Source organism: Streptomyces aureoversilis, assembly GCF_042657885.1.
Classification (GTDB): domain Bacteria; phylum Actinomycetota; class Actinomycetes; order Streptomycetales; family Streptomycetaceae; genus Streptomyces; species Streptomyces aureoversilis.
In genome coordinates, this window is the sequence record NZ_JBHSKJ010000002.1 from 211,888 (window position 1) to 235,701 (window position 23,814).

Below are 23,814 nucleotides of genomic sequence, written 5' to 3' on the forward strand. Positions count from 1 at the left end.
CGCGTCCGGTGCTCGCGTCCCGGTGCGCCCTGTGCGTGTACCCCATGCGGGCTTCCGCTGTCCGGCGGTCCCGCGGGATGATCACCTGTACGGGGCCCGTACTGCCGTCGGAGCGCCCCTGCGGGTAATCTCCGGAACATGTCCCGCCATGTCGCTGTCATTACTGATTCAACGGCCTATCTGCCGCAGCGGGCGATGGAGCGGCACAGCATCACCGCCGTACCGCTGACCGTCGTACTGGGCGACGAAGCGCTCGAAGAGGGCACCGAGATCTCGGCCCGCAGCGTGGCCCAGGCGCTGCAGAAGCGCAGGTCGGTGACCACTTCCCGGCCCGGCCCCGAAGTCTTCGCGGCCGCGTATCGCGCGGCGGCCGAGGCCGGTGCGCGGGGCATCGTCTCGCTGCACCTGTCGGCCGAATTCTCCGGTACGTACGACGCGGCGGTCCTCGCGGCGCGCGAGGCGCCGGTGCCGGTGCGGGTCGTGGACACCGGCATGGTCGCCATGGCCCTCGGCTTCTGCGCGCTGGCCGCTGCCGAGACGGCGGACGCCGGCGGCACCCTCGACGAGGTCGTCGCCGCGGCGGAGAAGCGGGCCCAGGGCACGGCCGCCTTCTTCTACGTCGACACCCTCGACTACCTCCGGCGGGGCGGCCGCATCGGCGCGGCCCAGGCCCTGCTGGGCTCGGCGCTCGCCGTCAAACCGCTGCTGCAGCTGGAGGGCGGCCGCATCGAGCTGCGCGAGAAGGTGCGCACGGCGTCCAAGGCCATCGCCCGGCTGGAGGAGATCGCGGTGGAGCGCGCGGGCGCGGCCCCCGTCGACATCGCCGTCCACCACCTGGCCGCCCCCGACCGCGCGACCCTGCTGGCCGACCGGCTGCGGGAGCGGCTGCCGGCGCTGGAGGAGCTGCACGTCAGCGAGGTGGGCGCGGTCATCGGGGCGCACACCGGGCCGGGGTTGCTGGGCGTGGTGGTGGCGCCGAAGTAGCCGAAGCGGGGCTGCGGCTCTCCTGTTCTTCCCCCGGGTGAGTGACAGGGTTATCCACAACTGCCGGGATATCCACGGGAATCGGGCCGTCCGAGCGGGATCGGGCGTATCGCTCTACGGTCTTGCGCATGACGGATCGCCCGAGAAATGCGGCAGTTGAGCCCGGCGGCCCTTCGCTGCGGGAGCGGGCGGGGGAGCTGTTTCCGGGGCGGCCGGCGGGGCCCGCCCCGGGCGCGGAAGCCTCCGGCGGCTTGAATGCCCCTCGCGGGCAGGGGAGTTGGCGTCTTGCGCTGCGGGAGCGGCTGCCGCTGTGGGTGCAGCTGCGGTGCGCCATCGAGCCGAGGACGCTCGCGGCGCTCGCGGTCGTGCTGGTCGCTGCGTGCGCCTTCGCCGCGTATCACTTCCTGGCCGGGCGCCCGCAGACCGTGCGGGTGCCCGTACGGGACACCCCGGCCGCGGCGGCCGCGCCGCCGTCCTCGCAGCCCGTTCCCGCGCCGGTCGCGCCCTCGGCGGTCCGTACGGGCGGGGCGGTGGTGGTGGACGTGGCGGGCAAGGTCCGCAGGCCCGGCGTGCTGCGCCTGCCGCCCGGATCGAGGGTGGCCGATGCGCTGGCCGCGGCCGGGGGAGCCCGGCCGGGGGCGGACACGACGGGCATCAACCGGGCGCGCGTCCTCGTGGACGGCGAGCAGATCGTGGTGGGCGCGCCGGGGGCCACGGCTGCTCCCGGCGTCTCCGGAACCGCGGGGGCTTCCGGGGCTCCGGCGGCCGGGGGAGGAGGCCCGGCGCCCGGCACGCCGCTGAGCCTGAACGCCGCGACGGCCGAGCAGTTGGACGCCCTCCCGGGCGTCGGGCCCGTCCTCGCCCGGCACATCCTCGACTACCGCACGCAGCACGGCGGTTTCCGCTCCGTCGAAGAACTGCGCCGGGTCAACGGCATCGGCAGCCGCCGCTTCACCGACCTCCGCCCCCTGGTGCAGCCATGACGACCACCACCGGCACCGGACCGCCGCCCGAAGCCCCACCGGGGCCCCGCCGCGAGGGCCCGCCGGACCTACGGCTGGTCGCGCCCGCGCTGGCGGCGTGGGCGGCAGCGGCCGCGGCCCTGACGGCGACGGGGTGGACGGTCGTTCTGTCGGCGGCGGCCGGAGTGCTGGCGGCGGGGGCGCTCATGGTGGGTGCGGTCGCCGTTGGCGAGAGGGGCAGGGGCAGGGGCGTGACGGGCCGGGGAGGCGGTGGCGCGACGGGACTGCCTGGTCTGCAGGACGGCGGCACTTCCAGCCTGCGGGGCCTGCAGGACGGCGCCACGTCCAGCCTGCGGGGCCTGCAAGGCGGTGCCATGGCAGGAGCATCGGGCCCGCCAGGCGGCACCACTTCCGGCCCGTCAAGGCTGCGAGGCGGTGGCGCGACGGGCCGGGGAGGCGGTGGCGCAGCGGGGGCGCGAGGTGGTGCGGTGTCCGGGCCGCTCGGCCACGGCCTTCACGGGCCGCCGGGCTCACACGGCGACACCCCGTTCCCCGCACGGGACCCGCGGCGCGGGATCGTCGTCGCCCTCGCCGCCGTCCTGTTGTGTGCTGTCGCCGGCGCGGCGGTGGCCGCCCTGCACGGTGCCGGCGTTCGCCGTGGGCCGTTGCCCGAGCTGGCTCGCAGGCAGGTCGACGTCGCCGTTGAAGCCACGGTCACCGCGGATCCCAGGGCCACGCGTCCCCGCGCGCGGGGTGCGGTGCATGCGGCGCCGGCGGTCGTGGTCGGGGCCGAGGCCACCGAGGTCACCGCCGGGCGCGTCAGCACCGCCGTCCGTACGCCGGTGCTGCTGATCGCGCCGCCCTCGTGGGCCGGGCTGCTGCCTTCCACCCGGGTCAGGGCGGAGGGGCGCCTGGCCCTGCCGTCCGGGACCGCGGCGGGCTCCGGGCCTCCGCCCGCCGCGGTCCTGCGGATCGGCGGCGGGGAGCCACCCTCCGTCGTCGGCGGCCCCAGCGCGGTCCAGCGGGTCGCGGCCCGGTTCCGCGCCGGTCTGCGGGACGCCACGGAGGGGCTGGACCCGGACGCACGCGCGCTGCTTCCCGGGCTGGTGGTGGGGGACACCTCCCGGGTTCCGGAGGACCTCGACGACGCGTTCCGGGCGGCCGGGATGACGCACCTGCTGGCCGTCTCCGGCAGCAACCTCGCGATCCTGCTCGCGGTGCTCGTCGGCCCGCCGCACCTGGCCGCGCGGGCCGAGCGCCGCGGGCTCGCGGCCCGGCTCGGGGTGCCGCTGCGGGCCACGGCGGTGCTGGGCGCGGGGCTCGTGCTGGGGTTCGTCGTGGTGTGCCGCCCCGAGCCGAGCGTGCTGCGGGCGGCAGCCTGCGGCCTGGTGCTGCTGCTCGCGCTCGCCACGGGCCGCCGGCGCAGCCTGCTGCCCGCCCTCGCGGCCGCCGCGCTGCTGCCCGTGCTCTACGACCCCTGGCTCGCCCGCAGCCCCGGCTTTCTGCTGTCGGTCCTGGCCACCGGCGCCCTCCTGACCCTCGCGCCGCACTGGAGCGCCGCCCTGCAGCGCAGAGGGGTGCCGCCGCGCCCGGCCGAGGCGCTGGCCGCGGCCGCCGCCGCGCAGGCCGTCTGCGCGCCGGTGATCGCGGTGCTCGCGGAGCGGGTGAGCCTGGTGGCGGTGCCCTGCAACCTCCTCGCCGAGGCGGCCGTCGCGCCCGCCACGGTGCTGGGCTTCGCCGCGATGGCCGCGTCCCCCGTGGCCCCGGCCGTCGCGGAGGGGTGTGCCTGGCTCGCGTCCTGGCCCGCTTCGTGGGCCGCCGCCGTGGCCCGGACGGGCGCGGACCTGCCCGGGGCGGAGCTCGGCTGGCCGGGCGGCTGGGCAGGGGGCCTGCTGCTGGCCGCCGTGACGGCTGCTGCCGTGCTCGCCGCCCGCGGGCTGCTGCGCAGCCCCTGGGCCTGCGCGGGCTGTGCGCTGCTTCTGCTCGTGGCGGTCGTCCGCCCGGCGCCCCTGACGCGGGCGGTGACGGGCTGGCCGCCGCCCGGCTGGCGACTCGTCGCGTGCGACGTGGGGCAGGGGGACGCGCTGGTCCTCGCGGCGGGCGAGGGGAGCGCGGTGGTCGTGGACACCGGTCCGGAGCCGCGCGCGGTCGACCGGTGCCTGCGGGCCCTCGGCGTGGACAGGGTGCCGCTCGTGCTGCTGAGCCACTTCCACGCCGATCACGTCGACGGCCTGCCCGGGGTGCTGCGCGGGCGCGCGGTCGGAGCCGTCGAGACGACGTGGCTCGCCGAACCCCCGGGCCGGGCCGCCTTCGTGCGCCGCGAGGCCGGGCGCGCGCACGTGCCCGTGACCACGGCCCGGCCCGGGGAGCGCGGCCGGCTGGGGGAGCTGGAGTGGGAGGTGCTGTGGCCGCCGCCCGCGGGCACGTCGGCCGTGGCGGAGGAGGGCCCCAACGACGCCAGCGTCACCCTGCTGGTCCGCAGCGGGGGCCTGACCGCACTGCTCCTCGGCGATCTCGAACCGCCCGCTCAGCAGGCGCTCGCGGAGGCGCATCCCGGGCTGCCGACCGTGGACGTCCTGAAGGTCGCCCACCACGGCTCCGCCCACCAGGACCCGCAGTTGATACGCAGGCTCCGCCCCCGCCTGGCCGTCGTCTCGGCCGGCGCCGGGAACCCGTACGGGCACCCGTCGCCGCGCACGCTCGCCGCGCTCCGGGAGCAGGGTGCGGCCGTCGTCCGCACGGACGCCGACGGGCCGGTCGCGGTGACGGGCGCGGGGAGGGATGCCGCGGCGGTCACGAGGGCTTCCGCCGGCCGGCGGAGAGCAGGATCAAGAGCGTGCGGAAGGGCAAGGGACGGAAGGGCAAGGGACGGGAGAGCAAGAACACAGAGATGCAGGACCACAGCCCGATGTCATCAGCCCCGGCCTGAGGGATAACTGACCCATGGACAAGATCATCAGCGGCGAGGCGGTCGACGCCTACCTGAGCCGCATCGGCGTCACCCGCCCCTCCGCGCCGGACCTGGAGGCGCTGCGGGAGCTCCACATCCGCCACCTGCAGGCGGTGCCCTTCGAGAACCTCTCGGTCCACCTGGGCGAGGAGGTCGTGCTGGACCCCGCCGCCCTGGTGGCCAAGGTGACCGCCGGGCGCGGCGGATTCTGCTACGAACTCAACGGCGCCTTCGCCGCGCTGCTGAGCGCCCTGGGCTACCGGGTCACGCTGCTGGCCGGGCGGGTGGTGGGGCCCGACGGCTCGTTCGGGCCGCCCTTCGACCACCTCGCGCTGCGGGTCGACGCCGAGGAGCCGTGGCTGGTGGACATCGGCTTCGGAAGGAACAGCCACTACCCGCTGCGCTTCGACGAGCGGGGGGAACAGTCCGACCCCGCCGGGACCTTCCGGATAGCCGAGACCGAGGAGGGGGACCTCGACGTCATCAAGGACGGTGAGCTGCAGTACCGCCTCGAACGCCGGCCCCGGGAGCTGGCGGACTTCGAGGGCGGCTGCTGGTGGCACCGCACCTCGCCCGAGTCCCTCTTCACCCGGGCGGTGATCTGCTCGATGCTCGCCGGCGAGGGCCGGGTCACCATCAGCGACCGCACCCTGGTGACCACCGGCCCGACGGGCCGTCAGGTGCTGGCGCTGACGGAGGAGGAGATCCTGCCCGCCTTCCGGGAGCACTTCGGCATCGAGCTGGAGCGCGTACCGCCGGCGGGCCCGTCGCAGGCACGCCCGTCGCAGGCGGGCGGTCCGCAGGAGGCCGGGGCGCAGGCGGGCGGGACGCCGCCGGGCGGTCCGGTCCCCGCGGAGGGGTGAGTCACTCCCTTTCGAGCCAGCCGTCGTACTCCTCGGCGAGCTCGCGCAGGGCGGCGAGGTCGAGTTCCCCTTCCGGGTCCTCCAGGACGACCAGCCACTGGGCGTCCTCGGCGTCGTCCTCGCCGGCCAGCGCCTCGCGCACTATCTGCGGGTCGTCGTCCAGGGTGAAGCGCTGGGCGGCCTCCTCGGCCGCCTCCTCGGCGGCGTCGCGGTCGGGAAGCACCAGGAGGTGTCGTACGGAATCGGTGTCTGAAGAGAGATAACGGCTGCTCACACGCACATTGTGCGATACCGGGGGACGGCTGCGCGGGGGGAGGTGTCAGTAGCGCGTGGGATGCTGGACGCGATGGCCAGGAAGACTGCAACCGACGATCTGCTCGCCCCCCTCACGCTCGCCGTGGGCCAGGAGGATCTCCTGCTGGACCGCGCCGTCCGGGAGGTGGTCGCGGCCGCCCGCGCCGCCGACGCCGACACCGACGTCCGCGACCTCACCCCCGATGCGCTCCAGCCGGGCACCCTCGCCGAGCTGACCAGCCCCTCGCTCTTCGCCGAGCGCAAGGTCGTGATCGTCCGCAACGCCCAGGACCTCTCCGCGGACACGATCAAGGACGTGAAGGGGTATCTCTCCGCGCCCGCCGAGGAGATCACCCTGGTGCTGCTCCACGCGGGTGGCGCCAAGGGCAAGGGCCTGCTGGACGCCGCGCGCAAGGCCGGGGCGCGCGAGGTCGCCTGCCCCAAGATGACCAAGCCTGCCGACCGGCTGGCATTCGTGCGGGGCGAGTTCCGGGCGGCAGGCCGTTCCGCGACGCCCGAGGCCTGCCAGAGCCTGGTGGATGCGATCGGCAGCGACCTGCGGGAGCTGGCCAGCGCCTGCACGCAGCTCGTCGCCGACATCGACGGCACGATCGACGCCGCCGTCGTCAGCCGCTATTACACGGGCCGCGCCGAGGCCTCCAGCTTCACCGTCGCCGACCGCGCGGTGGAGGGGCGGACCGCCGAGGCGCTGGAGGCGCTGCGCTGGTCGATGTCCACGGGCGTCGCGCCCGTCCTGATCACGAGCGCGCTCGCCCAGGGCGTCCGCGCCATCGGCAAGCTCGCCTCCGCCCCCCGCGGGGCCCGGCCGGGGGACCTGGCCAGGGATCTCGGGATGCCGCCGTGGAAGATCGACCGGGTGCGGCAGCAGATGCGGGGCTGGTCGGCGGACGGCGTGGCCGCGGCGCTGATCGCCGTCGCGGAGGCGGATGCGGGCGTCAAGGGCGGGGGCGATGATCCCGAGTACGCCTTGGAGAAGGCGGTCGTTGCGGTGGCCCGGGCGGCCCGTAGCCGCGGCTGAGCGTCCTCGGGCATCGTCATCGGGCACTGCCCCTTGATCGCCGAAGGGGTCAGAACATGTTCTGACCCCTTCGGCGATCAAGGATGTTCGAGGCCCTGAAACCCCGGAAACCCCGAAGGCCCCGAGCCACCCTTGGGGAAAGGGTGACCCGGGGCCCGGGTTCGTTCATCGAGCCGTGAGGCTCATGCCGCGCCCGCGTGGCGAACGACCGTGCGCGGCGGGGTGCCGTACCGGAGCGGTAGAGAGGGTCCGCTGGGTCCGGTGCCGGCGAAGGACCGGGGCTCACGCCCCGGAAAGGCTTCAGCCCTTGAGGGCGGCAACCTGCTTGGCCAGCGCCGACTTCTTGTTGGCGGCGGCGTTCTTGTGCAGGACACCCTTGGTGGCGGCCTTGTCGAGCTTCTTGCCGGCCAGGGCAACGGCGGCGGTGGCCTTGGCGGCGTCACCGGCGACGATGGCCTCGCGGGCCGCACGGACAGCGGTCTTGACCGCGGACTTGACGGCCTTGTTGCGCAGGCGCGCCTTCTCGTTGGTCTTGTTCCGCTTGATCTGGGACTTGATGTTCGCCACGAAAGAGCCTTTTCAGGTTCGTTGGATTTCGAGTACTGCGTGGTGTGACCACCGTGTAGAGGGCACGACAGGCACAGTGGACCAGGCTACCAGTAGCCCCTCCGGCCGCCCAAACCGGACCGAGCCCGCCGGTCATGGGACGATGGGGGAGTCGTATACCCGACTCCCGCCGAGACTGGCGTTCAAGCGCCGAAGTCACCGAATGGATCCTGCGTGCCCGCGACCCCTACCAACGTGCCCGAGCCGAGCCGTACCGACCCGGCTCTGATCCGTAACTTCTGCATCATCGCGCACATCGACCATGGCAAGTCGACGCTCGCCGACCGGATGCTTCAGCTGACCGGCGTGGTCGACCAGCGGCAGATGCGCGCGCAGTACCTCGACCGGATGGACATCGAGCGCGAGCGCGGCATCACGATCAAGTCCCAGGCGGTCCGTCTGCCGTGGGCGCCCACCGAGGACGAGGGCAACACCCACATCCTCAACATGATCGACACCCCTGGTCACGTCGACTTCACCTACGAGGTCTCGCGCTCGCTCGCCGCGTGCGAGGGCTGCATCCTCCTGGTCGACGCCGCGCAGGGCATCGAGGCCCAGACCCTCGCCAACCTCTACCTGGCGATGGAGAACGACCTCACGATCATCCCGGTCCTCAACAAGATCGACCTGCCTGCCGCCCAGCCGGAGAAGTTCGCCGCCGAGCTCGCCAACCTCGTCGGCTGCGACCCCGAGGACGTCCTGAAGGTCTCCGCCAAGACCGGCGTCGGCGTGCCCGAGCTGCTCGACCGCGTCGTCCGCGACGTCCCGGCGCCGGTCGGCGTCAAGGACGCCCCGGCCCGCGCGATGATCTTCGACTCGGTCTACGACTCCTACCGCGGCGTGGTCACCTACGTCCGTGTCGTCGACGGCGAGCTCAAGAAGCGCGAGCGCATCAAGATGATGTCGACCGGCGCGACCCACGAGCTGCTGGAGATCGGCACCAACTCGCCCGAGATGCTCCCGGCCGACGGCCTGGGCGTCGGCGAGGTGGGCTACATCATCACCGGTGTGAAGGACGTCCGGCAGTCCAAGGTCGGTGACACGATCACCTCCCAGCAGAACGGCGCCACCGAGGCCCTGGGCGGCTACAAGGACCCCAAGCCCATGGTCTTCTCGGGCCTGTACCCGCTGGACGGCTCGGACTACCCGGAGCTGCGCGAGGCCCTCGACAAGCTCCAGCTCAACGACGCCGCGCTGGTCTACGAGCCGGAGACCTCGGCCGCCCTCGGCTTCGGCTTCCGCGTCGGCTTCCTCGGCCTGCTCCACCTCGACGTGGTCCGTGAGCGGCTCGAGCGCGAGTTCGGCCTGGACCTCATCGCCACCGCGCCCAACGTGGTCTACAACGTGCGGATGGAGGACGGCGCCGAGTACGTCGTCACCAACCCGAGCGAATTCCCCGAGGGCAAGATCGCCGAGGTGCACGAGCCGGTCGTCAAGGCGACCGTCCTCGCGCCCACCGAGTTCGTCGGCGCGATCATGGAGCTCTGCCAGTCCCGCCGCGGCACCATGCTGGGCATGGACTACCTCTCCGAGGACCGGGTCGAGCTGCGCTACACCCTCCCCCTCGCGGAGATCGTCTTCGACTTCTTCGACCAGCTGAAGTCCAAGACCCGCGGCTACGCCTCCCTCGACTACGAGCCCACGGGCGAGCAGACCGCCGACCTGGTCAAGGTCGACATCCTGCTGCACGGCGACAAGGTCGACGCCTTCTCCGCGATCACGCACAAGGAGAAGGCCTACGCCTACGGCGTGCGGCTCGTCGCCAAGCTGCGCGAGCTCATCCCGAGGCAGAACTTCGAGGTGCCGATCCAGGCGGCGATCGGCTCCCGCGTCATCGCCCGTGAGACGGTCCGCGCCATCCGCAAGGACGTCCTCGCCAAGTGCTACGGCGGTGACATCTCCCGTAAGCGGAAGCTGCTGGAGAAGCAGAAGGAAGGCAAGAAGCGCATGAAGATGGTCGGCAGCGTGGAGGTCCCTCAGGAGGCCTTCATCGCGGTGCTGTCCAGCGACGAGTCCGGGGAGAAGGGCAAGAAGTAACCCCGGCGGAGCCCGCCCGGCGGACACCCGCCGGTGCCCGCCGGCAGGTGCCGGCACCGGCCTCGCAGCGCTCCGAAAGCGCCCGTTCCCCCCGGGGGACGGGCGCTTTTGCGTCATTGGCCGCGCAGGGGGCGCGCCTGCTGGTCACAGCTTCGACAAGCCCATCCCAGGCCCTTACGCAGCGGGCCCGAGCGGCTTACGCTGATCACTGCTTGGAAGGTTACTCGTGAGTCACCAGCAACGATCGGGCCCCGGAGGACGCCGTGACCGAGACACAGGCTTTGATCGAGAACCGGCCGCCCTCCGTGGCGACGATCCTCCTCGAACGCGTCGAGGCGACCCCCGGCGCGGAGGCCTACCGCTACCCGGTCCCCGCCCCCTCCGGCCAGGGCGCCGAGACCTGGGCCTCGCTCTCCTGGGGTGAGGCAGCGGGGCGGATCTTCGCGATCGCCGCGGGCCTCGCCGACCTCGGCGTACGGGCCGAGGAGCGCGTCGCCCTCTCCAGCGCCACCCGCGTGGAGTGGATCCTCGCCGACCTCGGAGTGCTCTGTTCCGGCGCCGCGACGACCACGGTCTACCCCAGCACCAACGCCGAGGAGACGGCGTTCATCCTCTCCGACTCCGAGAGCCGGGTGCTCATCGCGGAGAACGCGGCCCAGCTCGCCAAGGCCCGCGAGCACCGCGCCGACCTGCCCGGACTCGCCCACGTCGTCGTCATCGACGAGGAGGACGCGGTCCCCGCCGACGGCGACCCCGAGGGCTGGGTGCTCTCCCTCGCCGAGCTGGAGCGGCGCGGCGCCGCCCGCCTGGAGGCCGAGCCCGGCACCGTCCGCGACCGGATCGCGGCCCTGCGCTCCGAGCAGCTCGCGACGCTCATCTACACCTCCGGCACCACCGGCCGCCCCAAGGGCGTCCGCCTGCCCCACGACACCTGGTCGTACATGGCGCGCGCCATCCAGGCCACCGAGATGGTCCGCCCCGACGACGTGCAGTTCCTGTGGCTGCCGCTCGCCCACGTCTTCGGCAAGGTGCTGACCTGCAGCCAGATCAGCACCGGGCACGTCACCGCCGTCGACGGGCGGCAGGACCGGATCGCCGAGAACCTCAAGGTCGTCCGGCCCACCTACATGGCCTCCGTCCCGCGCATCTTCGAGAAGGTCTACAACGGCGTCGCGGCCAAGGCCCGCGAGGGCGGCGGGGCCAAGTACAAGATCTTCCGCTGGGCCGCCGAGGTCGCCCGCGAGTACGCCAGGGTCTCGCAGGAGAACTTCCGCCGCACCGGCAGCAAGACCGTCCCCTTCGGCCTCGCCGCGCAGCACAGGATCGCCGACGCCCTCGTCTACGCCAAGATCCGCGAGGCCTTCGGCGGCCGGCTGCGCGCCTGCATCTCCGGCGCCTCCGCGCTGCCCGTGGACATCGGCCTGTTCTTCTCCGGCGCCGGCATCCACATCCTGGAGGGCTACGGCCTCACCGAGACCAGCGCCGCCAGCTTCGTCAACCCCGGTGAGGCCTACCGCACCGGCACCGTCGGCAAGCCGCTGCCCGGCACCGAGGTCCGCATCGCCGACGACGGCGAGATCCTGCTGCGCGGCCCCGGCGTCATGGCCGGCTACCACGGCCTGCCCGAGAAGACCGCCGAGGTCCTGGAGAGCGACGGCTGGTTCCACACCGGCGACATCGGCGAGCTCTCGCCCGACGGCTACCTGCGCATCACCGACCGCAAGAAGGACCTGATCAAGACCTCGGGCGGCAAGTACGTCGCACCGACCGAGATCGAGGGCCGCTTCAAGGCCCTGTGCCCCTTCGTCTCCAACGCCGTCGTGCACGGCGCCGACCGCAACTACTGCACCGCGCTCCTCGCCCTCGACGAGCCCACCCTCATGACCTGGGCCGCCGAGCACGGCATGGCGGGCAGGTCCTACGCCGAGGTCGTCGCGGACCCGCGGACCACCGAGCTCGTCGAGGGCTACGTCGAGCGGGTCAACGAGGGCCTGCAGCGCTGGCAGACGATCAAGAAGTTCCGGCTGCTGCCGCGCGACCTCGACGTCGAGCACGGCGAGCTCACGCCGAGCCTGAAGCTGAAGCGGCCGGTCGTGGAGCGGCGCTACAAGGACCTGATCGAGGAGATGTACGAGGGGGCTCGCGAGAAGTGACCGCCGCGGGGTGATCACTCCTCGGGAGGTGTCCCGGGGCGGCCCCTCCGGGCGGTGACCCGGCCGGTCCGGACCGGGGCGGTTTCCGGCCCGGCAGGTCCGCTCCGGCGATGCCGGACAATGGACCCATGCCTTCCGTACTGCCTGACGGCGAACCCATGCCCGAGGACGGGGCCCTGCCCGGTCACGCCCTTGCCGGCGCCGGGCAGCGGCCGCTCGGGTTCTACCTGCACGTGCCCTACTGCGCGACGCGCTGCGGGTACTGCGACTTCAACACGTACACCGCGAGCGAGCTGCGCGGCTCCGGCGGCGCGCTCGCCTCGCGGGACAACTACGCCGAGACGGTCGCCGAGGAGATCCGCCTCGCACGGAAGGTCCTGGGCGACGACCCGCGCCCCGTCGAGACCGTCTTCGTCGGCGGCGGCACGCCCACGCTGCTGCCCGCCGCCGACCTCGTGCGGATGCTCGCGGCGATCCGCGACGAGTTCGGCCTCGCGGACGGCGCGGAGGTCACCACCGAGGCCAACCCGGAGTCCGTCGACCCGCGCTACCTCGCGGAGCTGCGCGAGGGCGGCTTCAACCGGATCTCCTTCGGCATGCAGAGCGCCCGCCAGCACGTCCTGAAGATCCTCGACCGCACGCACACGCCCGGCCGCCCCGAGGCGTGCGTCGGCGAGGCGCGCGCGGCCGGCTTCGAGCACGTCAACCTCGACCTGATCTACGGCACCCCCGGGGAGTCGGACGACGACTGGCGCGCCTCCCTCGACGCGGCGATCGGCGCCGGCCCCGACCACGTCTCCGCGTACGCGCTGATCGTCGAGGAGGGCACCCAGCTGGCCCGCCGCATCCGCCGCGGCGAGGTCCCCATGACCGACGACGACGTCCACGCCGACCGCTACCTCATCGCCGAGGAGGCGCTCACGGCCGCGGGCTTCTCCTGGTACGAGGTCTCCAACTGGGCCACGACCGACGCCGGCCGCTGCCGCCACAACGAGCTCTACTGGCGCGGGGCGGACTGGTGGGGCGCGGGGCCCGGCGCGCACTCCCACGTGGGGGGCGTGCGGTGGTGGAACGTCAAGCACCCGGGCGCGTACGCGCAGGCGCTGGCCGAGGGACGCTCCCCGGGGGCGGGCCGGGAGGTCCTGCCGGAGGAGGACCAGCGGGTCGAGCGGATCCTGCTGGAGCTGCGGCTGGTGGACGGGTGCCCGCTCTCCCTCCTGCGCCCTGCGGGGGCGGCGGCGGCCACGCGCGCCCTGGCGGACGGCTTGCTGCAGCCGGGGCCGTACGAGGAGGGTCGTGCGGTCCTGACCCTGAGGGGTCGGCTGCTGGCGGACGCGGTGGTGCGGGACCTGGTGGACTGAGGTCCCGGGGCTCTGCCCCGGACCCGGTCCTCAATCGCCGGACGGCTAAAAATCTTTAGCCGTCCGGCATCGGGCGGAGCCGCGGCTATGGAGCCGTCACGAAATCGATCAGCTCCTCCACCCTGCCCAGGAGCTCCGGCTCAAGATCCTTGTACGAGCGCACGCCCGAAAGGATCCGCTGCCACGCGGCGCCCGTGTTCTCCGGCCACCCCAGCGCCCGGCAAACCCCCGTCTTCCAGTCCTGCCCCCGCGGCACCCGCGGCCACTCCCGGATGCCCACGGACGACGGCTTCACCGCCTCCCACACGTCCACGTACGGGTGACCCACGACCAGCGCGTGCTCACCCGTCACCTCCGCCGCGATCCTGGACTCCTTCGACCCCGGCACGAGGTGGTCCACCAGGACGCCCAGCCGGGCGTCCGGCCCGGGGGCGAAGGAGCGGACGATCGCCGGGAGGTCGTCGATCCCCTCCAGGTACTCGACGACCACGCCCTCGATGCGCAGGTCGTCGCCCCACACCCGCTCCACGAGCTCGGCGTCGTGGCGGCCCTCCACGTAGATGCGGCCCGCCCGGGCGACGCGCGCCCGCGCCCCGGGGACGGCGATCGAGCCGGAGGCGGTCCGCGCGGGCCCCCGAGGAGCGCGTGCCGCGCCCGTGGCGGGGCGTACGAGGGTGACGACGCGCCCCTCCAGCAGGAAGCCGCGGGGCTCCATCGGGAAGACCCGGTGCTTGCCGAAGCGGTCCTCCAGGGTGACCACCGGCCCCTGCGCCGTCTTCTCGCACCGGATCACCGCCCCGCAGAAACCCGTGGTGACCTCCTCGACCACGAGGTCGGCCTCGGCCGGCACCTCGGGCACGGGCGTGTTCCGCTTCCACGGAGGGGTCAGGTCCGGTCCGTACTGTCTGCTGCGCATGCCGATCATTCTTCCCGGGACACGCCGAAGCGCGCCGCCAAGGCGTCCCGCTGCGCCCGTACGAACGCCGCGTCCACCACCGCCCCGTGCCCCGGCACGTACAGCGCGTCCTCGCCGCCGAGCGCCAGCAGCCGGTCCAGGGCCGCGGGCCACCGGTGGGGGAGCGCGTCCGGCCCGGCCTGGGGCTCGCCGGACTCCTCCACCAGGTCCCCGCAGAAGACGACTTCCGGCGCCCCGCCCGCGCCCGCGACGAAGACCGCCAGGTCGTGCGCGGTGTGGCCGGGCCCGAGGTTGGCGAGGAGCGCCTGGCGCCCGCCGCCCAGGTCCAGCGTCAGCTCCCCGCTGACCGGGTGCCGGGGCGTGACGAGCCGCTCGGCGGCCTCCGCGGCGGCCCCGGGCGCGAGCCCGTACCGCTCCGCGTCCAGGCGCAGCTCCTCGCGCTCGCGCCGCATCAGCTCGGCGGCGCCCACGGCCCCGTACACCTCCGCGCCCGGGAAGGCCGCCGTGCCGAAGACGTGATCGAAGTGGGGGTGCGTCAGAGCGATATGCGTCACTCCCCGGCCGAACAGCTCCCGCACCTCGTGCCCGAGCTCCGCGCCCTCCGCGACCGTCGAGCCGGTGTCCACGAGCAGCACGCCCGTACTGCCCACGACGGCCCCGACGGTGGCGTCCCACGTCGGCATTCGGCGGCGCGCGACGCCCGGCGCGAGCCGTTCCCACCGTGCTGCATCCCCGTGGCCTTGCTGACCGCTGTCCATACCAGGACGCTAGCGGGAGCGCGGTACGGTTGCCCGTCCGGCGTCCTCCGGCGTCCTGCCGCGGGCACGCGGCGGGGACGGCTCTTGCCCTGCCTGTGGTGCACGGCCGTACACTGGCTGGAGGGCTTTGGCACTCGCGACTGCTGAGTGCCAGGAACGGGCCCCGTAAGACGGTCTGGACTTGGAGGTGCGCGCGATGCTGAGCGAACGCAGGCTCGAGGTGTTGCGCGCCATCGTCCAGGACTATGTGGGCACCGAGGAGCCGGTCGGCTCCAAGGCCCTCACCGAGCGGCACCGGCTGGGCGTCTCCCCGGCCACGGTGCGCAACGACATGGCCGCGCTGGAGGAGGAGGGCTTCATCGCCCAGCCGCACACCAGCGCCGGCCGCATCCCGACCGACAAGGGCTACCGGCTCTTCGTCGACCGCCTGGCGGGCGTCAAGCCCCTGTCGACGCCGGAGCGGCGCGCCATCCAGAACTTCCTGGACGGCGCCGTCGACCTGGACGACGTCGTGGGCCGCACGGTCCGCCTGCTGGCGCAGCTGACCCGGCAGGTCGCGGTGGTGCAGTATCCGTCGCTGACCCGTTCGACGGTGCGCCACGTGGAGCTGCTCTCGCTGGCCCCGGCCCGCGTCATGCTCGTGCTGATCACGGACACCGGGCGGGTCGAGCAGCGCATGATCGACTGCCCGGCCCCCATCGGCGAGACCTCCCTCGCGGATCTGCGCGCGCGGCTCAACAGCCGCGTCGTGGGCCGCCGGTTCACGGACGTCCCGCAGCTGGTGGCGGATCTTGCCGAGTCCTTCGAGCAGGAGGACCGCGGAACCGTTTCTACGGTGCTGGCCACCCTGCTGGAGACGCTGGTCGAGGAGACCGAGGAGCGGCTGATGATCGGCGGCACCGCCAATCTCACCCGTTTCGGTCACGACTTCCCCCTCACCATCCGGCCCGTGCTGGAGGCGCTGGAGGAGCAGGTCGTCCTGCTGAAGCTGCTGGGCGAGGCCAAGGACTCCGGGATGACGGTGCGCATCGGCCATGAGAACGCTCACGAGGGACTGAACTCCACATCGGTCGTCGCCGTCGGCTACGGTTCGGGCGACGAGGCAGTCGCCAAACTCGGCGTGGTCGGACCGACCCGCATGGACTACCCCGGAACGATGGGAGCGGTACGCGCAGTGGCACGTTACGTCGGACAGATCCTGGCGGAGTCGTAAGTGGCCACGGATTACTACGCGGTCCTGGGCGTACGGCGCGACGCCTCGCAGGACGAGATCAAGAAGGCCTTCCGCCGTCTCGCCCGCGAGCTGCACCCGGACGTCAACCCGGACCCGAAGACGCAGGAGCGGTTCAAGGAGATCAACGCCGCCTACGAGGTGCTCTCGGACCCGCAGAAGAAGCAGGTCTACGACCTCGGCGGCGACCCGCTCTCCGCGTCCGGCGGCGGTGCCGGCGCCGGTGGCTTCGGCGCGGGCTTCGGCAACTTCTCCGACATCATGGACGCCTTCTTCGGACAGGCGTCGCAGCGCGGCCCGCGCTCGCGCACCCGGCGCGGCCAGGACGCCATGATCCGTCTCGAAGTGACCCTCGACGAGGCCGCCTTCGGGACCACCAAGGAGATCCAGGTCGACACGGCCGTCGTCTGCACCACCTGCAGCGGCGAGGGCGCGGCCCCCGGCACCTCCGCCCAGACGTGTGACATGTGCCGCGGTCGCGGCGAGGTCTCGCAGGTCACCCGCTCCTTCCTCGGCCAGGTCATGACCTCCCGGCCGTGCCCGCAGTGCCAGGGCTTCGGCACCGTCGTGCCCACGCCCTGCCCGGAGTGCGCCGGCGACGGCCGCGTCCGCTCGCGGCGCACCCTGACGGTCAAGATCCCGGCCGGTGTCGACAACGGCACCCGGATCCAGCTCGCGGGCGAGGGCGAGGTCGGCCCCGGCGGCGGCCCCGCCGGCGACCTCTACGTCGAGATCCACGAGAAGCAGCACCCGGTCTTCCAGCGCCGCGGCGACGACCTGCACTGCACGGTCACCATCCCGATGACGGCCGCGGCCCTCGGCACGAAGGTGCCGCTGGAGACCCTGGACGGCGTCGAGGAGATCGACATCCGGCCCGGCACGCAGTCGGGCCAGTCGATCCCGCTGCACCAGCGCGGCGTCACGCACCTGCGTGGCGGCGGGCGCGGCGACCTCATCGTGCACGTCGAGGTCATCACCCCCAACAAGCTCGACCCGCAGCAGGAAGAGCTGCTGCGGCAGCTGGCGAAGCTGCGGGGCGAGGAGCGGCCGATGGGCGAGTTCAAGCCGGGGCAGCAGGGGCTGTTCTCGCGGCTGAAGGACGCGTTCAACGGGCGGTAGGCGCTGGGCCGGGGGTCGCTCCGGGCGCTGAGCGCCCGGCTGCTTCCCCCCTTGGTCCTCTGCGGACCTGTGTGGTCTTTTTCACCGGACGGGCTCGGATCGAGCCCGTCCGGTGATTGACATGGTCTGTGACACGATGTGGTCATGGCATACGAACCCAGGGTGGCCTCCGCGCTCACCGGCCTGTGCCGGCACCCGGTCGTGCAGGCGCCCATGGCCGGCGGCGTCTCCGGGCCCGCCCTCGCGGCCGCGGTGTCCGAGGCCGGCGGCCTCGGCTTCCTGGCCGCCGGTTACAAGACGCCTGCGGCGATGTACGAAGAGATCAAGCAGCTTCGCGCCCGCACCGCCGCGCCCTTCGGCGTGAACCTGTTCATGCCGCAGCCCCCCGCCGCCGACCCGGCCGCCGTCGAGGTCTACGCCGAGCAGCTCGCCGGCGAGTCCGCCTGGTACGAGACGCCGCTGGGCGACCGGGACCGCGGCGGCGACGATGCCTACGACGCGAAGCTCGCGATCCTCCTCGACGACCCCGTGCCGGTCGTCTCGTTCACGTTCGGCTGCCCCTCGCCCGAGGCCGTCGCCGCCCTCGCCGCCGCCGGCACGCTGACCGTCGTCACCGTGACCTCGGCCGCCGAGGCGCTGGCCGCCCGCGACGCCGGTGCGCACGCCGTGTGCGCCCAGGGCATCGAGGCCGGCGGCCACCAGGGCACCCACCGCGACGACCCGCACGCCGACGGCGCGGGCGCGGGCCTCGGCCTGCTGTCCCTGCTCGCCCAGGTCCGCGCCGCCGTCGACCTCCCCGTGATCGCCACCGGCGGGCTGATGCGCGGCGAGCAGATAGCCGCCGTCCTCGCCGCGGGCGCGAGCGCCGCGCAGCTCGGCACCGCCTTCCTGGCCTGCCCCGAGTCCGGCGCCCACGCCCTGCACAAACAGGCCCTGACCGACCCGATGTTCGTCGGTACGGAGCTCACCCGGGCCTTTTCGGGCCGCCCCGCCCGCGGGCTGGTGAACCGTTTCATCCACGAGCACGGCCCGTACGCCCCCGCCGCCTACCCCCAGGTCCACTACCTGACGGCAGGGCTGCGCAAGGCCGCCGCCGAAGCGGGCGACCCGCAGGCCATGGCCCTGTGGGCCGGCCAGGGCCACCGCCTCGTCCGGCCCCTGCCCGCCGCCGCGCTCATCGAGACGCTCATCACCGAACTCGACGCGGCACGGGACACATCGGGGCCGGGGGAGCGGGGCACGGTACGGGGGAGCGAGACGCGGGGGAGCGAAATGCGAGGGAGCGAGTCATGACAGCGCCGGTGTTCCTGGTCGAGGAGGACGCCCTGACGGGGGTCTTCCCCGGTACCGTCTTCCCCCTGGACGGCCCCGAGGGGCGGCACGCGGTCTCCGTCCGCCGCCTCCGGGTCGGCGAGGAGATCGGCCTGACGGACGGTCAGGGCACGGGCGCCTTCGGCACCGTGGCCGCCGTCGAGGGCAAGGACCGGCTCGACGTCGCCGTGACGTCCGTACGCTCCGAGCCGCAGCCCGAGCCCCGCATCACGGTCGTCCAGGCCCTGCCCAAGGGCGACCGCGGCGAAGTCGCCGTCGAGACCATGACCGAGACCGGCGTCGACGCCATCGTCCCCTGGGCCGCCTCCCGCTGCATCACCCAGTGGAAGGGCGACCGCGGCCTGAAGTCCCTCGGCAAGTGGCGCGCCACCGCCCGCGAGGCCGGCAAGCAGTCCCGCCGCCTCCGGTTCCCCGACGTCGCCGAGCCGATGACGACCCGGCAGGTCGCCGGGCTGCTCGCCGGTGCCGCCTTCGCCGCCGTCCTCCACGAGGAGGGCCACAGCGCCGCGCTCGCCACGGCCGCGCTGCCCGCGACGGGCGACATCGTCCTCGTGGTCGGCCCCGAAGGCGGCGTCTCCCCCGAGGAACTCGCGGCGTTCGCCGAGGCGGGCGCCAAGCCGTACCGCCTGGGCGCCAGCGTCCTGCGCACGTCGACCGCGGGTACGGCAGCGGCTGCGCTGCTGCTGGGGCGTACGGGTCGCTGGTCCTGACGACTTCGAGAAGTATGAGGATGACGGGGGTCACGAGGGGGGAGCGAGCTCTGCCATGGCAGCACAACTCCGCACACGGGACTACGGGCGCATGCTCGACCTGGTCGTCGCGGTCCTGGAGCACGAGGATCTGGGCTCCGCCTGGCACCTGATCGCCCGGGAACTGCTGGACTCGCTGGGCTGCGACTCGGCGACCTTCTCGGAGGTGCGGATCGCGGAAGGCACCGGATCGGTACGGGGCTGGGCGCCGGACGCCCTGACGAAGATCGTCGACGGTCTCGTCGAACGGCGGATCCTCCAGGGCCACCCGCTCCTGGAGTACGGGATGACCGAGCAGGCCCCGGTGAAGATCACCGACATCTGCGACGACTGGCGCAACACCCAGTGGTACCGGGAAGCACGCCGGGACTTCGGCGTCACCCAGCAGGTGGGCGTCCCCCTCGCCTGCGAGGACGGCAAGATGTGCGTCGCCCTCGTAGGACGCCGCGGCGACTTCGGCGACCGCGACCTCGCCTTCCTGACCCGCATGCAGCCGATCATCCAGACCATGGCCAACCACGTGTACGAACTGCGCCGCCTGCGCAGCGCGGTCGTTCCCGCCGTGGGAAGCGATCTGACGCCGCGGGAGGCGACGGTCCTCGGCCTGCTGGCCGAAGGCCTCACCGCCGCGGCGATCGCCCGCCGGCTGACGATCTCGCCCCACACGGTGAACCGTCACCTGGAACGGATCTATCGGAAGCTCGGCACGAACAATCGGGTGTCGACGCTGATGGTCGCCCGGCAGGGCGGGCTCGTCGCGTGACGCCCGCGGTGGCATGAGTAGGAAGATCTTCCTATGTCCCGGTGGGACGCGCGTGGGCCAAGCTGTCTCGTACGAAACGGCCGGGGCCGGCCGCCGGATACGGGGGTACCGGCGGCCACCCGGTCAGCTCGCGCTGAGCGTTCCGGCTTTTATGCGGGTGACGAGGGGGCGGAGCGCCGCGGGGGTTGTGGCGAGGATGACGCCGGGGGCGTCGCTTTCGCGGAGGAGAACGGTGCCGGGGGCGGTGGCGGCGAGGTGGACGCAAGAGTTGCCGTGCTCGCTGTAGGAGGACTTCTGCCAGTGCAGTGTGGCCACAGCCTCGCCCTTCGCTAGTGAGCTCGGCAGAGCGTTCCCGCTTTTATGCGGGCTATCAGGGGGCGGAGTCTGGTGTGGGTGGTGGCGAGGACTGCATCGGGGATGTCGCTCTCGCGGAGCAAGACGGCGCCGCTGGGGGTTGCGGCTAGGTAGAGGCACGCGGATGCGGCTTCGCTGTAGGAAGACTTCTGCCATGGCAGCGCGGACAACTTCGGACCTTTCAGATGGCCTGTGAGATGCGGTGCATGAGATCGCGGGACTGTTCAGCCCCGAGTGCGGTTCCCTCCATGCGGTCCAGCATCAGGCGGTACCGCTCCAGCTGCACTGCTGAGTCGATGCTGTCGCCACCATGACCGTTGTCAAGCAGAACGGTGTCGAGCGGGGGAACTGGGCCGTATAGGTAGTCAACTCCGTTACCAGAGATGGGAAAAGAGGTCCCCTCGAAGGGGATCACCACAATGGTGATGTGGTCGCGTTCGCTCATGGCGCTGAGATGGGCGAGCTGTGCCCTTGCCGTCGCGGCTCCACCGAACTGCATCCTCAACGCGGCCTCGTGAATGATGGCCGTGTAGGCAGGCGGCTCGCCGCGGAAGAGGATCTCCTGTCGTCTAATGCGGTGCAAGACGCGATATTCGAGCTCGTGCGGCTTGAGCTCCGGGACGAACTCGCGGAAGACTGCGCGGGCATGCTCCGCGGTCTGGAGCAGTCCTGGAACAGTGAGGCACTGCGTAACGCGCAATGAGGCTGCGTGGTATTCGGCCTCTGCAAGGTCGAGCAGGCTGGTTGGGAGTACGCCGCGGTACTCCTCCCACCAGCCCTTGTGCCGCTCTGCAGCCATAGCTGCCAGCGCCTCGACCAATGCATGATCCGTGCAGTGATAGTTCTTGGCCAAGGCCCGTACGCGTTCAGAGCTCACACCCACACGGGCCGCTTCGATGTTGCTGATCTGCGCCTGGCTGGTGCCGAGGAGCCGACCCGCATCGGTCGAGGACACCCCAGCTGCCTCGCGGAGCTTGCGCAGTTCGCTGCCGAGGCGAAGTTGGCGGGCAGTTGATCTGTCTCTCACGGGCATCCGCACTCTCTCCTTATTCGAACACGCTGAGCACTCGTCGCCCGTGCGGGTGCTCAAGTAAGTTATGCGCCCAACTCGGCGAATAACTTATACGTCTCGCGCTACGGTGTGACGTGGGCCACCCCGAATGGCCCGAACCCACCTCTTCGTCGGGAGGCCTCGTGGCAACCGTATCCGTATCGCAGCCGTGGACGTACACCCTCGAACTGCCACGCGATGCATCCGCACAGGCGGTCGCTCGGGCCGTGCTGCGGGCCGTCCTCGGGGAGCGGGGTATGACGGAACTGGCGGCCTCCGCCGAGACGTTGACGGCCGAGCTCATCGCCACCGCCCCGGCACCCGCAGGGGCAACGCTGCGGCTGAGGCTGCGTGGGGGTGAAGGCGGTGGCCGACTGCAGGTGAGCGTGGGCGGGCACATCACGGAGGTGGCCGAGCAGCACGCCCGCGCAGCGTCGTCCGTATCCCTGGTCGGCTGCAAGGAATGCGCCGAGCTGGAGGCGGCCCGCCGCGAGGCGGAAGCGTGCGGCGGGGACAAGGCGGTGGACGCGGCGATCGCCGTGCGCAGGCACTTCCGCAACGCGCACCGGCCGGCCGAAGGGGCGATCGGGTGACCACCGTGGTGGGCAGGCTCGTGGTGAGGTGTGCGCACGCGACGGGGTGGACGCAGGAGGGGGACGCGGCGAGGTGCGACCGCTGCGGAACCCGGCGCTTCACGGGCTATGGGGCGCTGCTGATCCCGGAGTTGCCGCAGTGGGAGCCGGGCAGCGGCAGGTAGCGGGCGGTCGGGGCGGCTTGTGCGGCCCCCTCTCGCCTCACCCGCCCCCACTCAGGGGCAGTCGGCTCCCACGACGGGGGGAACCCGCAACCCGGCGAATTTGCCGCCCACCGGCCACGCCGCCCCCCTGGCGGACGCGGCGCGTCCCTTAGCGTTTCCGGCGTGAAGATCTCCGTTCTGGTCGTGGACGGCGTGTTCGACTCCGGGCTCGCGTCCGTGCTCGACGTGCTGCACACGGCCGGCGAACTGCGCCACGAGGTGCCGCAGCCGCCGCCCCCGTGGGACGTGGCATGCGTCAGCCCGTACGGGACGACCGTGCGGACCGCCGCCGGGCACCGGGTCGATGCCGTGGCCCCGGACGCGGCCGCCGTGCCCGACGTGCTCGTCGTGCCCGGGGCCGGGCCCAGGCAGGCGGGGCCGCTGGCCGAGTGGGTCGCCTCGCCGGACAGGGAGCCCGAGCGGGAGCTCGTGCGGCAGGCCCGCGCCACCCGTACGGCCCTCGCGGCCGCCTGCACGGGCACGTTCCTGCTCGCGGAGAGCGGGGTGCTCGACGGGCAGCCCGCCACCACCACGTGGTGGCTCGCGCCCGGCTTCCGGCAGCGCTACCCCAAGGTCCTGCTGGACGAGACGCGCATGCTCGCCCACGCCCCGGGCGTGACCACGGCCGGCGCCGCCACGGCGCACCTGGACCTCGCGCTGTCGCTCGTGCGGGACCGCAGCCCGGCCCTCGCGGAGCTCACCGCCCGCTACCTGCTCATCGACACCCGCCCCGCCCAGGCGGGCTACGCCGTGCCCAGCCACCTGGCCCGTACCGACCCGCTGGTCGCAGGCTACGAGCGCTGGGTGCGCGAGCACCTCGAACAGCCGCTGCGCATCGCGGACGTCGCCCGCGGCCTGGGCGTGAGCGAGCGCACCCTGCAGCGTGCCGTCGACCGCGTCCTCGGCATGTCGCCGCTGCGCTTCGCCCAGCGCATCCGGCTCGAACAGGCCGCTCACCTGCTCCGTACGACCGGCCTGCCCACCGACGCCGTGGCCCGCCGCGTCGGCTACGAGAACGCCACCACCCTCACCACCCTCCTCCGCGAACGCCTCGGCACCACCCCGGGCCGGCTCCGCCGCGAGGCCGGGAGGCCCGTAGGGTCGGTGTGATGATCACGGACATGGACATGGACCGGCTCTCCGAGGAAGAGGAGTGCGTTCTCGTGAACGCACGCGAGATGTCGCCCCTGTGGTCCGTCCTGGCCGACTGGGCCGACAGCGAGGATGAAGCGGAGTGGGCGCCTCTTGCCCCTGTCTTCGCCGAGATCATCGGCCGGTGGGAGAGGGCCGGCCGCCTGGAGGTCCACCGGGGGGATGCCTGGCCCGCGCACGAGGGCGGGCAGCGCGTGACCGGCGACGCGCTGGGGGCGCTGCTGCGCCATCCGTCCACCTGGGAGTACCGGGAAACGCCACCGGTGTTCGGTTTGCTGGCCGTCGCGCCGGCAGCGACCGCAGGGGAGAGGCGTGCGGCCGAGCCCGCTGAGTGAACGAGCCCT

The 23,814-nt window shown here is 73.0% G+C and carries 24 protein-coding genes; 17 read left to right on the forward strand and 7 right to left on the reverse strand.

From position 1 onward, the window contains the following. Nucleotides 1–138: 138 nt before the first annotated feature. The 4 genes from ACFPP6_RS03775 to ACFPP6_RS03790 all read left to right on the forward strand — a co-directional run bounded on the left by ACFPP6_RS03775 (nt 139) and on the right by ACFPP6_RS03790 (nt 5,759). Nucleotides 139–984 carry a DegV family protein gene (locus ACFPP6_RS03775; protein WP_058044487.1) on the forward strand — a complete coding sequence of 282 codons (846 nt, stop codon included), beginning with the start codon at nt 139–141 and terminating at the stop codon, nt 982–984. 251 nt (nt 985–1,235) lie between these two features. Beyond that, nucleotides 1,236–1,967 carry a ComEA family DNA-binding protein gene (locus ACFPP6_RS03780; RefSeq protein WP_382037175.1) on the forward strand — a complete coding sequence of 244 codons (732 nt, stop codon included), beginning with the start codon at nt 1,236–1,238 and terminating at the stop codon, nt 1,965–1,967. Nucleotides 1,968–2,320: 353 nt separating this feature from the next. After that, nucleotides 2,321–4,882: a ComEC/Rec2 family competence protein gene (locus tag ACFPP6_RS03785; protein ID WP_382037704.1), complete on the forward strand. Its 2,562-nt coding sequence runs from the start codon at nt 2,321–2,323 to the stop codon at nt 4,880–4,882. Nucleotides 4,883–4,889: 7 nt separating this feature from the next. Beyond that, the gene (locus tag ACFPP6_RS03790; protein WP_382037178.1) at nt 4,890–5,759 is read left to right on the forward strand and encodes an arylamine N-acetyltransferase family protein; all 870 of its coding nucleotides are present in this window, start codon (nt 4,890–4,892) and stop codon (nt 5,757–5,759) included. Nucleotide 5,760: 1 nt separating this feature from the next. Here ACFPP6_RS03790 and ACFPP6_RS03795 read toward each other — a convergent pair whose 3' ends face one another. Beyond that, nucleotides 5,761–6,033, reverse strand: a complete 273-nt coding sequence (locus ACFPP6_RS03795) for a hypothetical protein (protein WP_079110497.1) — start codon at nt 6,031–6,033, stop codon at nt 5,761–5,763. 72 nt (nt 6,034–6,105) lie between these two features. Between ACFPP6_RS03795 and holA the strand changes: the two genes are divergently transcribed. After that, nucleotides 6,106–7,092 (forward strand): DNA polymerase III subunit delta, encoded by a 987-nt coding sequence (holA, locus tag ACFPP6_RS03800; RefSeq protein WP_382037181.1) that lies wholly within the window; start codon nt 6,106–6,108, stop codon nt 7,090–7,092. A 300-nt stretch (nt 7,093–7,392) separates the two neighbouring features. On the opposite strand, the gene rpsT is transcribed toward holA, so the two are convergent. Next, on the reverse strand, nt 7,393–7,659 hold the full coding sequence (rpsT, locus tag ACFPP6_RS03805; protein WP_168097138.1) for a 30S ribosomal protein S20: 267 nt from the start codon (nt 7,657–7,659) through the stop codon (nt 7,393–7,395). A 213-nt stretch (nt 7,660–7,872) separates the two neighbouring features. On the opposite strand from rpsT, the gene lepA reads away from it, so the two are divergent. The 3 genes from lepA to hemW all read left to right on the forward strand — a co-directional run bounded on the left by lepA (nt 7,873) and on the right by hemW (nt 13,249). Continuing rightward, complete coding sequence (lepA, locus tag ACFPP6_RS03810; protein WP_382037185.1) at nt 7,873–9,735, forward strand: translation elongation factor 4; 1,863 nt, start codon at nt 7,873–7,875, stop codon at nt 9,733–9,735. A 263-nt stretch (nt 9,736–9,998) separates the two neighbouring features. Beyond that, nucleotides 9,999–11,888, forward strand: a complete 1,890-nt coding sequence (locus ACFPP6_RS03815) for an AMP-dependent synthetase/ligase (RefSeq protein WP_382037187.1) — start codon at nt 9,999–10,001, stop codon at nt 11,886–11,888. A gap of 128 nt (nt 11,889–12,016) precedes the next feature. Next, entirely contained in the window at nt 12,017–13,249 is a 1,233-nt protein-coding gene (gene hemW / locus ACFPP6_RS03820) for a radical SAM family heme chaperone HemW (RefSeq protein WP_382037190.1), read from the forward strand. A gap of 85 nt (nt 13,250–13,334) precedes the next feature. Here the strand turns inward: hemW and ACFPP6_RS03825 are convergent, their stop codons facing one another. Beyond that, nucleotides 13,335–14,165, reverse strand: a complete 831-nt coding sequence (locus tag ACFPP6_RS03825; protein ID WP_382037193.1) for a DUF3097 domain-containing protein — start codon at nt 14,163–14,165, stop codon at nt 13,335–13,337. Nucleotides 14,166–14,170: 5 nt separating this feature from the next. Next, nucleotides 14,171–14,923: an MBL fold metallo-hydrolase gene (locus ACFPP6_RS03830; RefSeq protein WP_382037195.1), complete on the reverse strand. Its 753-nt coding sequence runs from the start codon at nt 14,921–14,923 to the stop codon at nt 14,171–14,173. A 196-nt stretch (nt 14,924–15,119) separates the two neighbouring features. Here ACFPP6_RS03830 and hrcA point away from each other — a divergent pair, with 196 nt between their 5' ends. From hrcA to ACFPP6_RS03855, 5 genes are all read left to right on the forward strand, one after another. After that, on the forward strand, nt 15,120–16,136 hold the full coding sequence (gene hrcA, locus ACFPP6_RS03835) for a heat-inducible transcriptional repressor HrcA (RefSeq protein ID WP_058046900.1): 1,017 nt from the start codon (nt 15,120–15,122) through the stop codon (nt 16,134–16,136). After that, the gene (gene dnaJ, locus ACFPP6_RS03840; protein WP_382037198.1) at nt 16,137–17,273 is read left to right on the forward strand and encodes a molecular chaperone DnaJ; all 1,137 of its coding nucleotides are present in this window, start codon (nt 16,137–16,139) and stop codon (nt 17,271–17,273) included. A gap of 162 nt (nt 17,274–17,435) precedes the next feature. Beyond that, a complete protein-coding gene (locus ACFPP6_RS03845) occupies nt 17,436–18,566 on the forward strand; it encodes a nitronate monooxygenase (RefSeq protein WP_382037706.1) in 1,131 nt (376 codons plus the stop codon). After that, entirely contained in the window at nt 18,563–19,315 is a 753-nt protein-coding gene (locus ACFPP6_RS03850) for a 16S rRNA (uracil(1498)-N(3))-methyltransferase (protein ID WP_382037201.1), read from the forward strand. Before ACFPP6_RS03845 ends, ACFPP6_RS03850 begins: the two co-directional genes overlap by 4 nt. Nucleotides 19,316–19,370: 55 nt before the next feature. After that, nucleotides 19,371–20,117, forward strand: coding sequence for a helix-turn-helix transcriptional regulator (locus tag ACFPP6_RS03855; protein ID WP_382037203.1), 747 nt, complete (start codon nt 19,371–19,373; stop codon nt 20,115–20,117). 123 nt (nt 20,118–20,240) lie between these two features. Here ACFPP6_RS03855 and ACFPP6_RS03860 read toward each other — a convergent pair whose 3' ends face one another. From ACFPP6_RS03860 to ACFPP6_RS03870, 3 genes are read right to left on the reverse strand one after another with little or no spacing between them, the layout of a single operon-like run. After that, complete coding sequence (locus ACFPP6_RS03860) at nt 20,241–20,432, reverse strand: DUF397 domain-containing protein (protein WP_382037206.1); 192 nt, start codon at nt 20,430–20,432, stop codon at nt 20,241–20,243. 14 nt (nt 20,433–20,446) lie between these two features. Then, on the reverse strand, nt 20,447–20,641 hold the full coding sequence (locus ACFPP6_RS03865) for a DUF397 domain-containing protein (protein WP_382037208.1): 195 nt from the start codon (nt 20,639–20,641) through the stop codon (nt 20,447–20,449). Nucleotides 20,642–20,652: 11 nt separating this feature from the next. After that, nucleotides 20,653–21,504, reverse strand: a complete 852-nt coding sequence (locus ACFPP6_RS03870; protein ID WP_382037211.1) for a helix-turn-helix domain-containing protein — start codon at nt 21,502–21,504, stop codon at nt 20,653–20,655. A 161-nt stretch (nt 21,505–21,665) separates the two neighbouring features. Here ACFPP6_RS03870 and ACFPP6_RS03875 point away from each other — a divergent pair, with 161 nt between their 5' ends. The 4 genes from ACFPP6_RS03875 to ACFPP6_RS03890 all read left to right on the forward strand — a co-directional run bounded on the left by ACFPP6_RS03875 (nt 21,666) and on the right by ACFPP6_RS03890 (nt 23,805). Further along, nucleotides 21,666–22,115 carry a hypothetical protein gene (locus tag ACFPP6_RS03875; protein WP_382037214.1) on the forward strand — a complete coding sequence of 150 codons (450 nt, stop codon included), beginning with the start codon at nt 21,666–21,668 and terminating at the stop codon, nt 22,113–22,115. A 23-nt stretch (nt 22,116–22,138) separates the two neighbouring features. Further along, entirely contained in the window at nt 22,139–22,279 is a 141-nt protein-coding gene (locus ACFPP6_RS03880) for a DUF6255 family natural product biosynthesis protein (RefSeq protein WP_382037707.1), read from the forward strand. Nucleotides 22,280–22,441: 162 nt separating this feature from the next. After that, the gene (locus tag ACFPP6_RS03885; RefSeq protein ID WP_382037217.1) at nt 22,442–23,428 is read left to right on the forward strand and encodes a GlxA family transcriptional regulator; all 987 of its coding nucleotides are present in this window, start codon (nt 22,442–22,444) and stop codon (nt 23,426–23,428) included. Beyond that, a complete protein-coding gene (locus tag ACFPP6_RS03890; protein ID WP_382037219.1) occupies nt 23,428–23,805 on the forward strand; it encodes a hypothetical protein in 378 nt (125 codons plus the stop codon). The genes ACFPP6_RS03885 and ACFPP6_RS03890 overlap by 1 nt, the downstream gene beginning before the upstream one ends. Nucleotides 23,806–23,814 lie beyond the last annotated feature (9 nt).

Excerpts from the sequence above, each read along its gene's own strand:
- ACFPP6_RS03850 (WP_382037201.1), top strand. The coding sequence starts at position 18,563 with ATGACAGCGCCGGTGTTCCTGGTCGAGGAGGACGCCCTGACGGGGGTC.
- hrcA (WP_058046900.1), top strand. The coding sequence starts at position 15,120 with ATGCTGAGCGAACGCAGGCTCGAGGTGTTGCGCGCCATCGTCCAGGAC.
- ACFPP6_RS03775 (WP_058044487.1), top strand. The coding sequence starts at position 139 with ATGTCCCGCCATGTCGCTGTCATTACTGATTCAACGGCCTATCTGCCG.
- ACFPP6_RS03855 (WP_382037203.1), top strand. The coding sequence starts at position 19,371 with ATGGCAGCACAACTCCGCACACGGGACTACGGGCGCATGCTCGACCTG.
- ACFPP6_RS03825 (WP_382037193.1), bottom strand. The coding sequence starts at position 14,165 with ATGCGCAGCAGACAGTACGGACCGGACCTGACCCCTCCGTGGAAGCGG.
- ACFPP6_RS03785 (WP_382037704.1), top strand. The coding sequence starts at position 2,321 with ATGGCAGGAGCATCGGGCCCGCCAGGCGGCACCACTTCCGGCCCGTCA.
- holA (WP_382037181.1), top strand. The coding sequence starts at position 6,106 with ATGGCCAGGAAGACTGCAACCGACGATCTGCTCGCCCCCCTCACGCTC.
- ACFPP6_RS03830 (WP_382037195.1), bottom strand. The coding sequence starts at position 14,923 with ATGGACAGCGGTCAGCAAGGCCACGGGGATGCAGCACGGTGGGAACGG.
- ACFPP6_RS03890 (WP_382037219.1), top strand. The coding sequence starts at position 23,428 with ATGATCACGGACATGGACATGGACCGGCTCTCCGAGGAAGAGGAGTGC.
- ACFPP6_RS03870 (WP_382037211.1), bottom strand. The coding sequence starts at position 21,504 with ATGCCCGTGAGAGACAGATCAACTGCCCGCCAACTTCGCCTCGGCAGC.
- hemW (WP_382037190.1), top strand. The coding sequence starts at position 12,017 with ATGCCTTCCGTACTGCCTGACGGCGAACCCATGCCCGAGGACGGGGCC.
- ACFPP6_RS03790 (WP_382037178.1), top strand. The coding sequence starts at position 4,890 with ATGGACAAGATCATCAGCGGCGAGGCGGTCGACGCCTACCTGAGCCGC.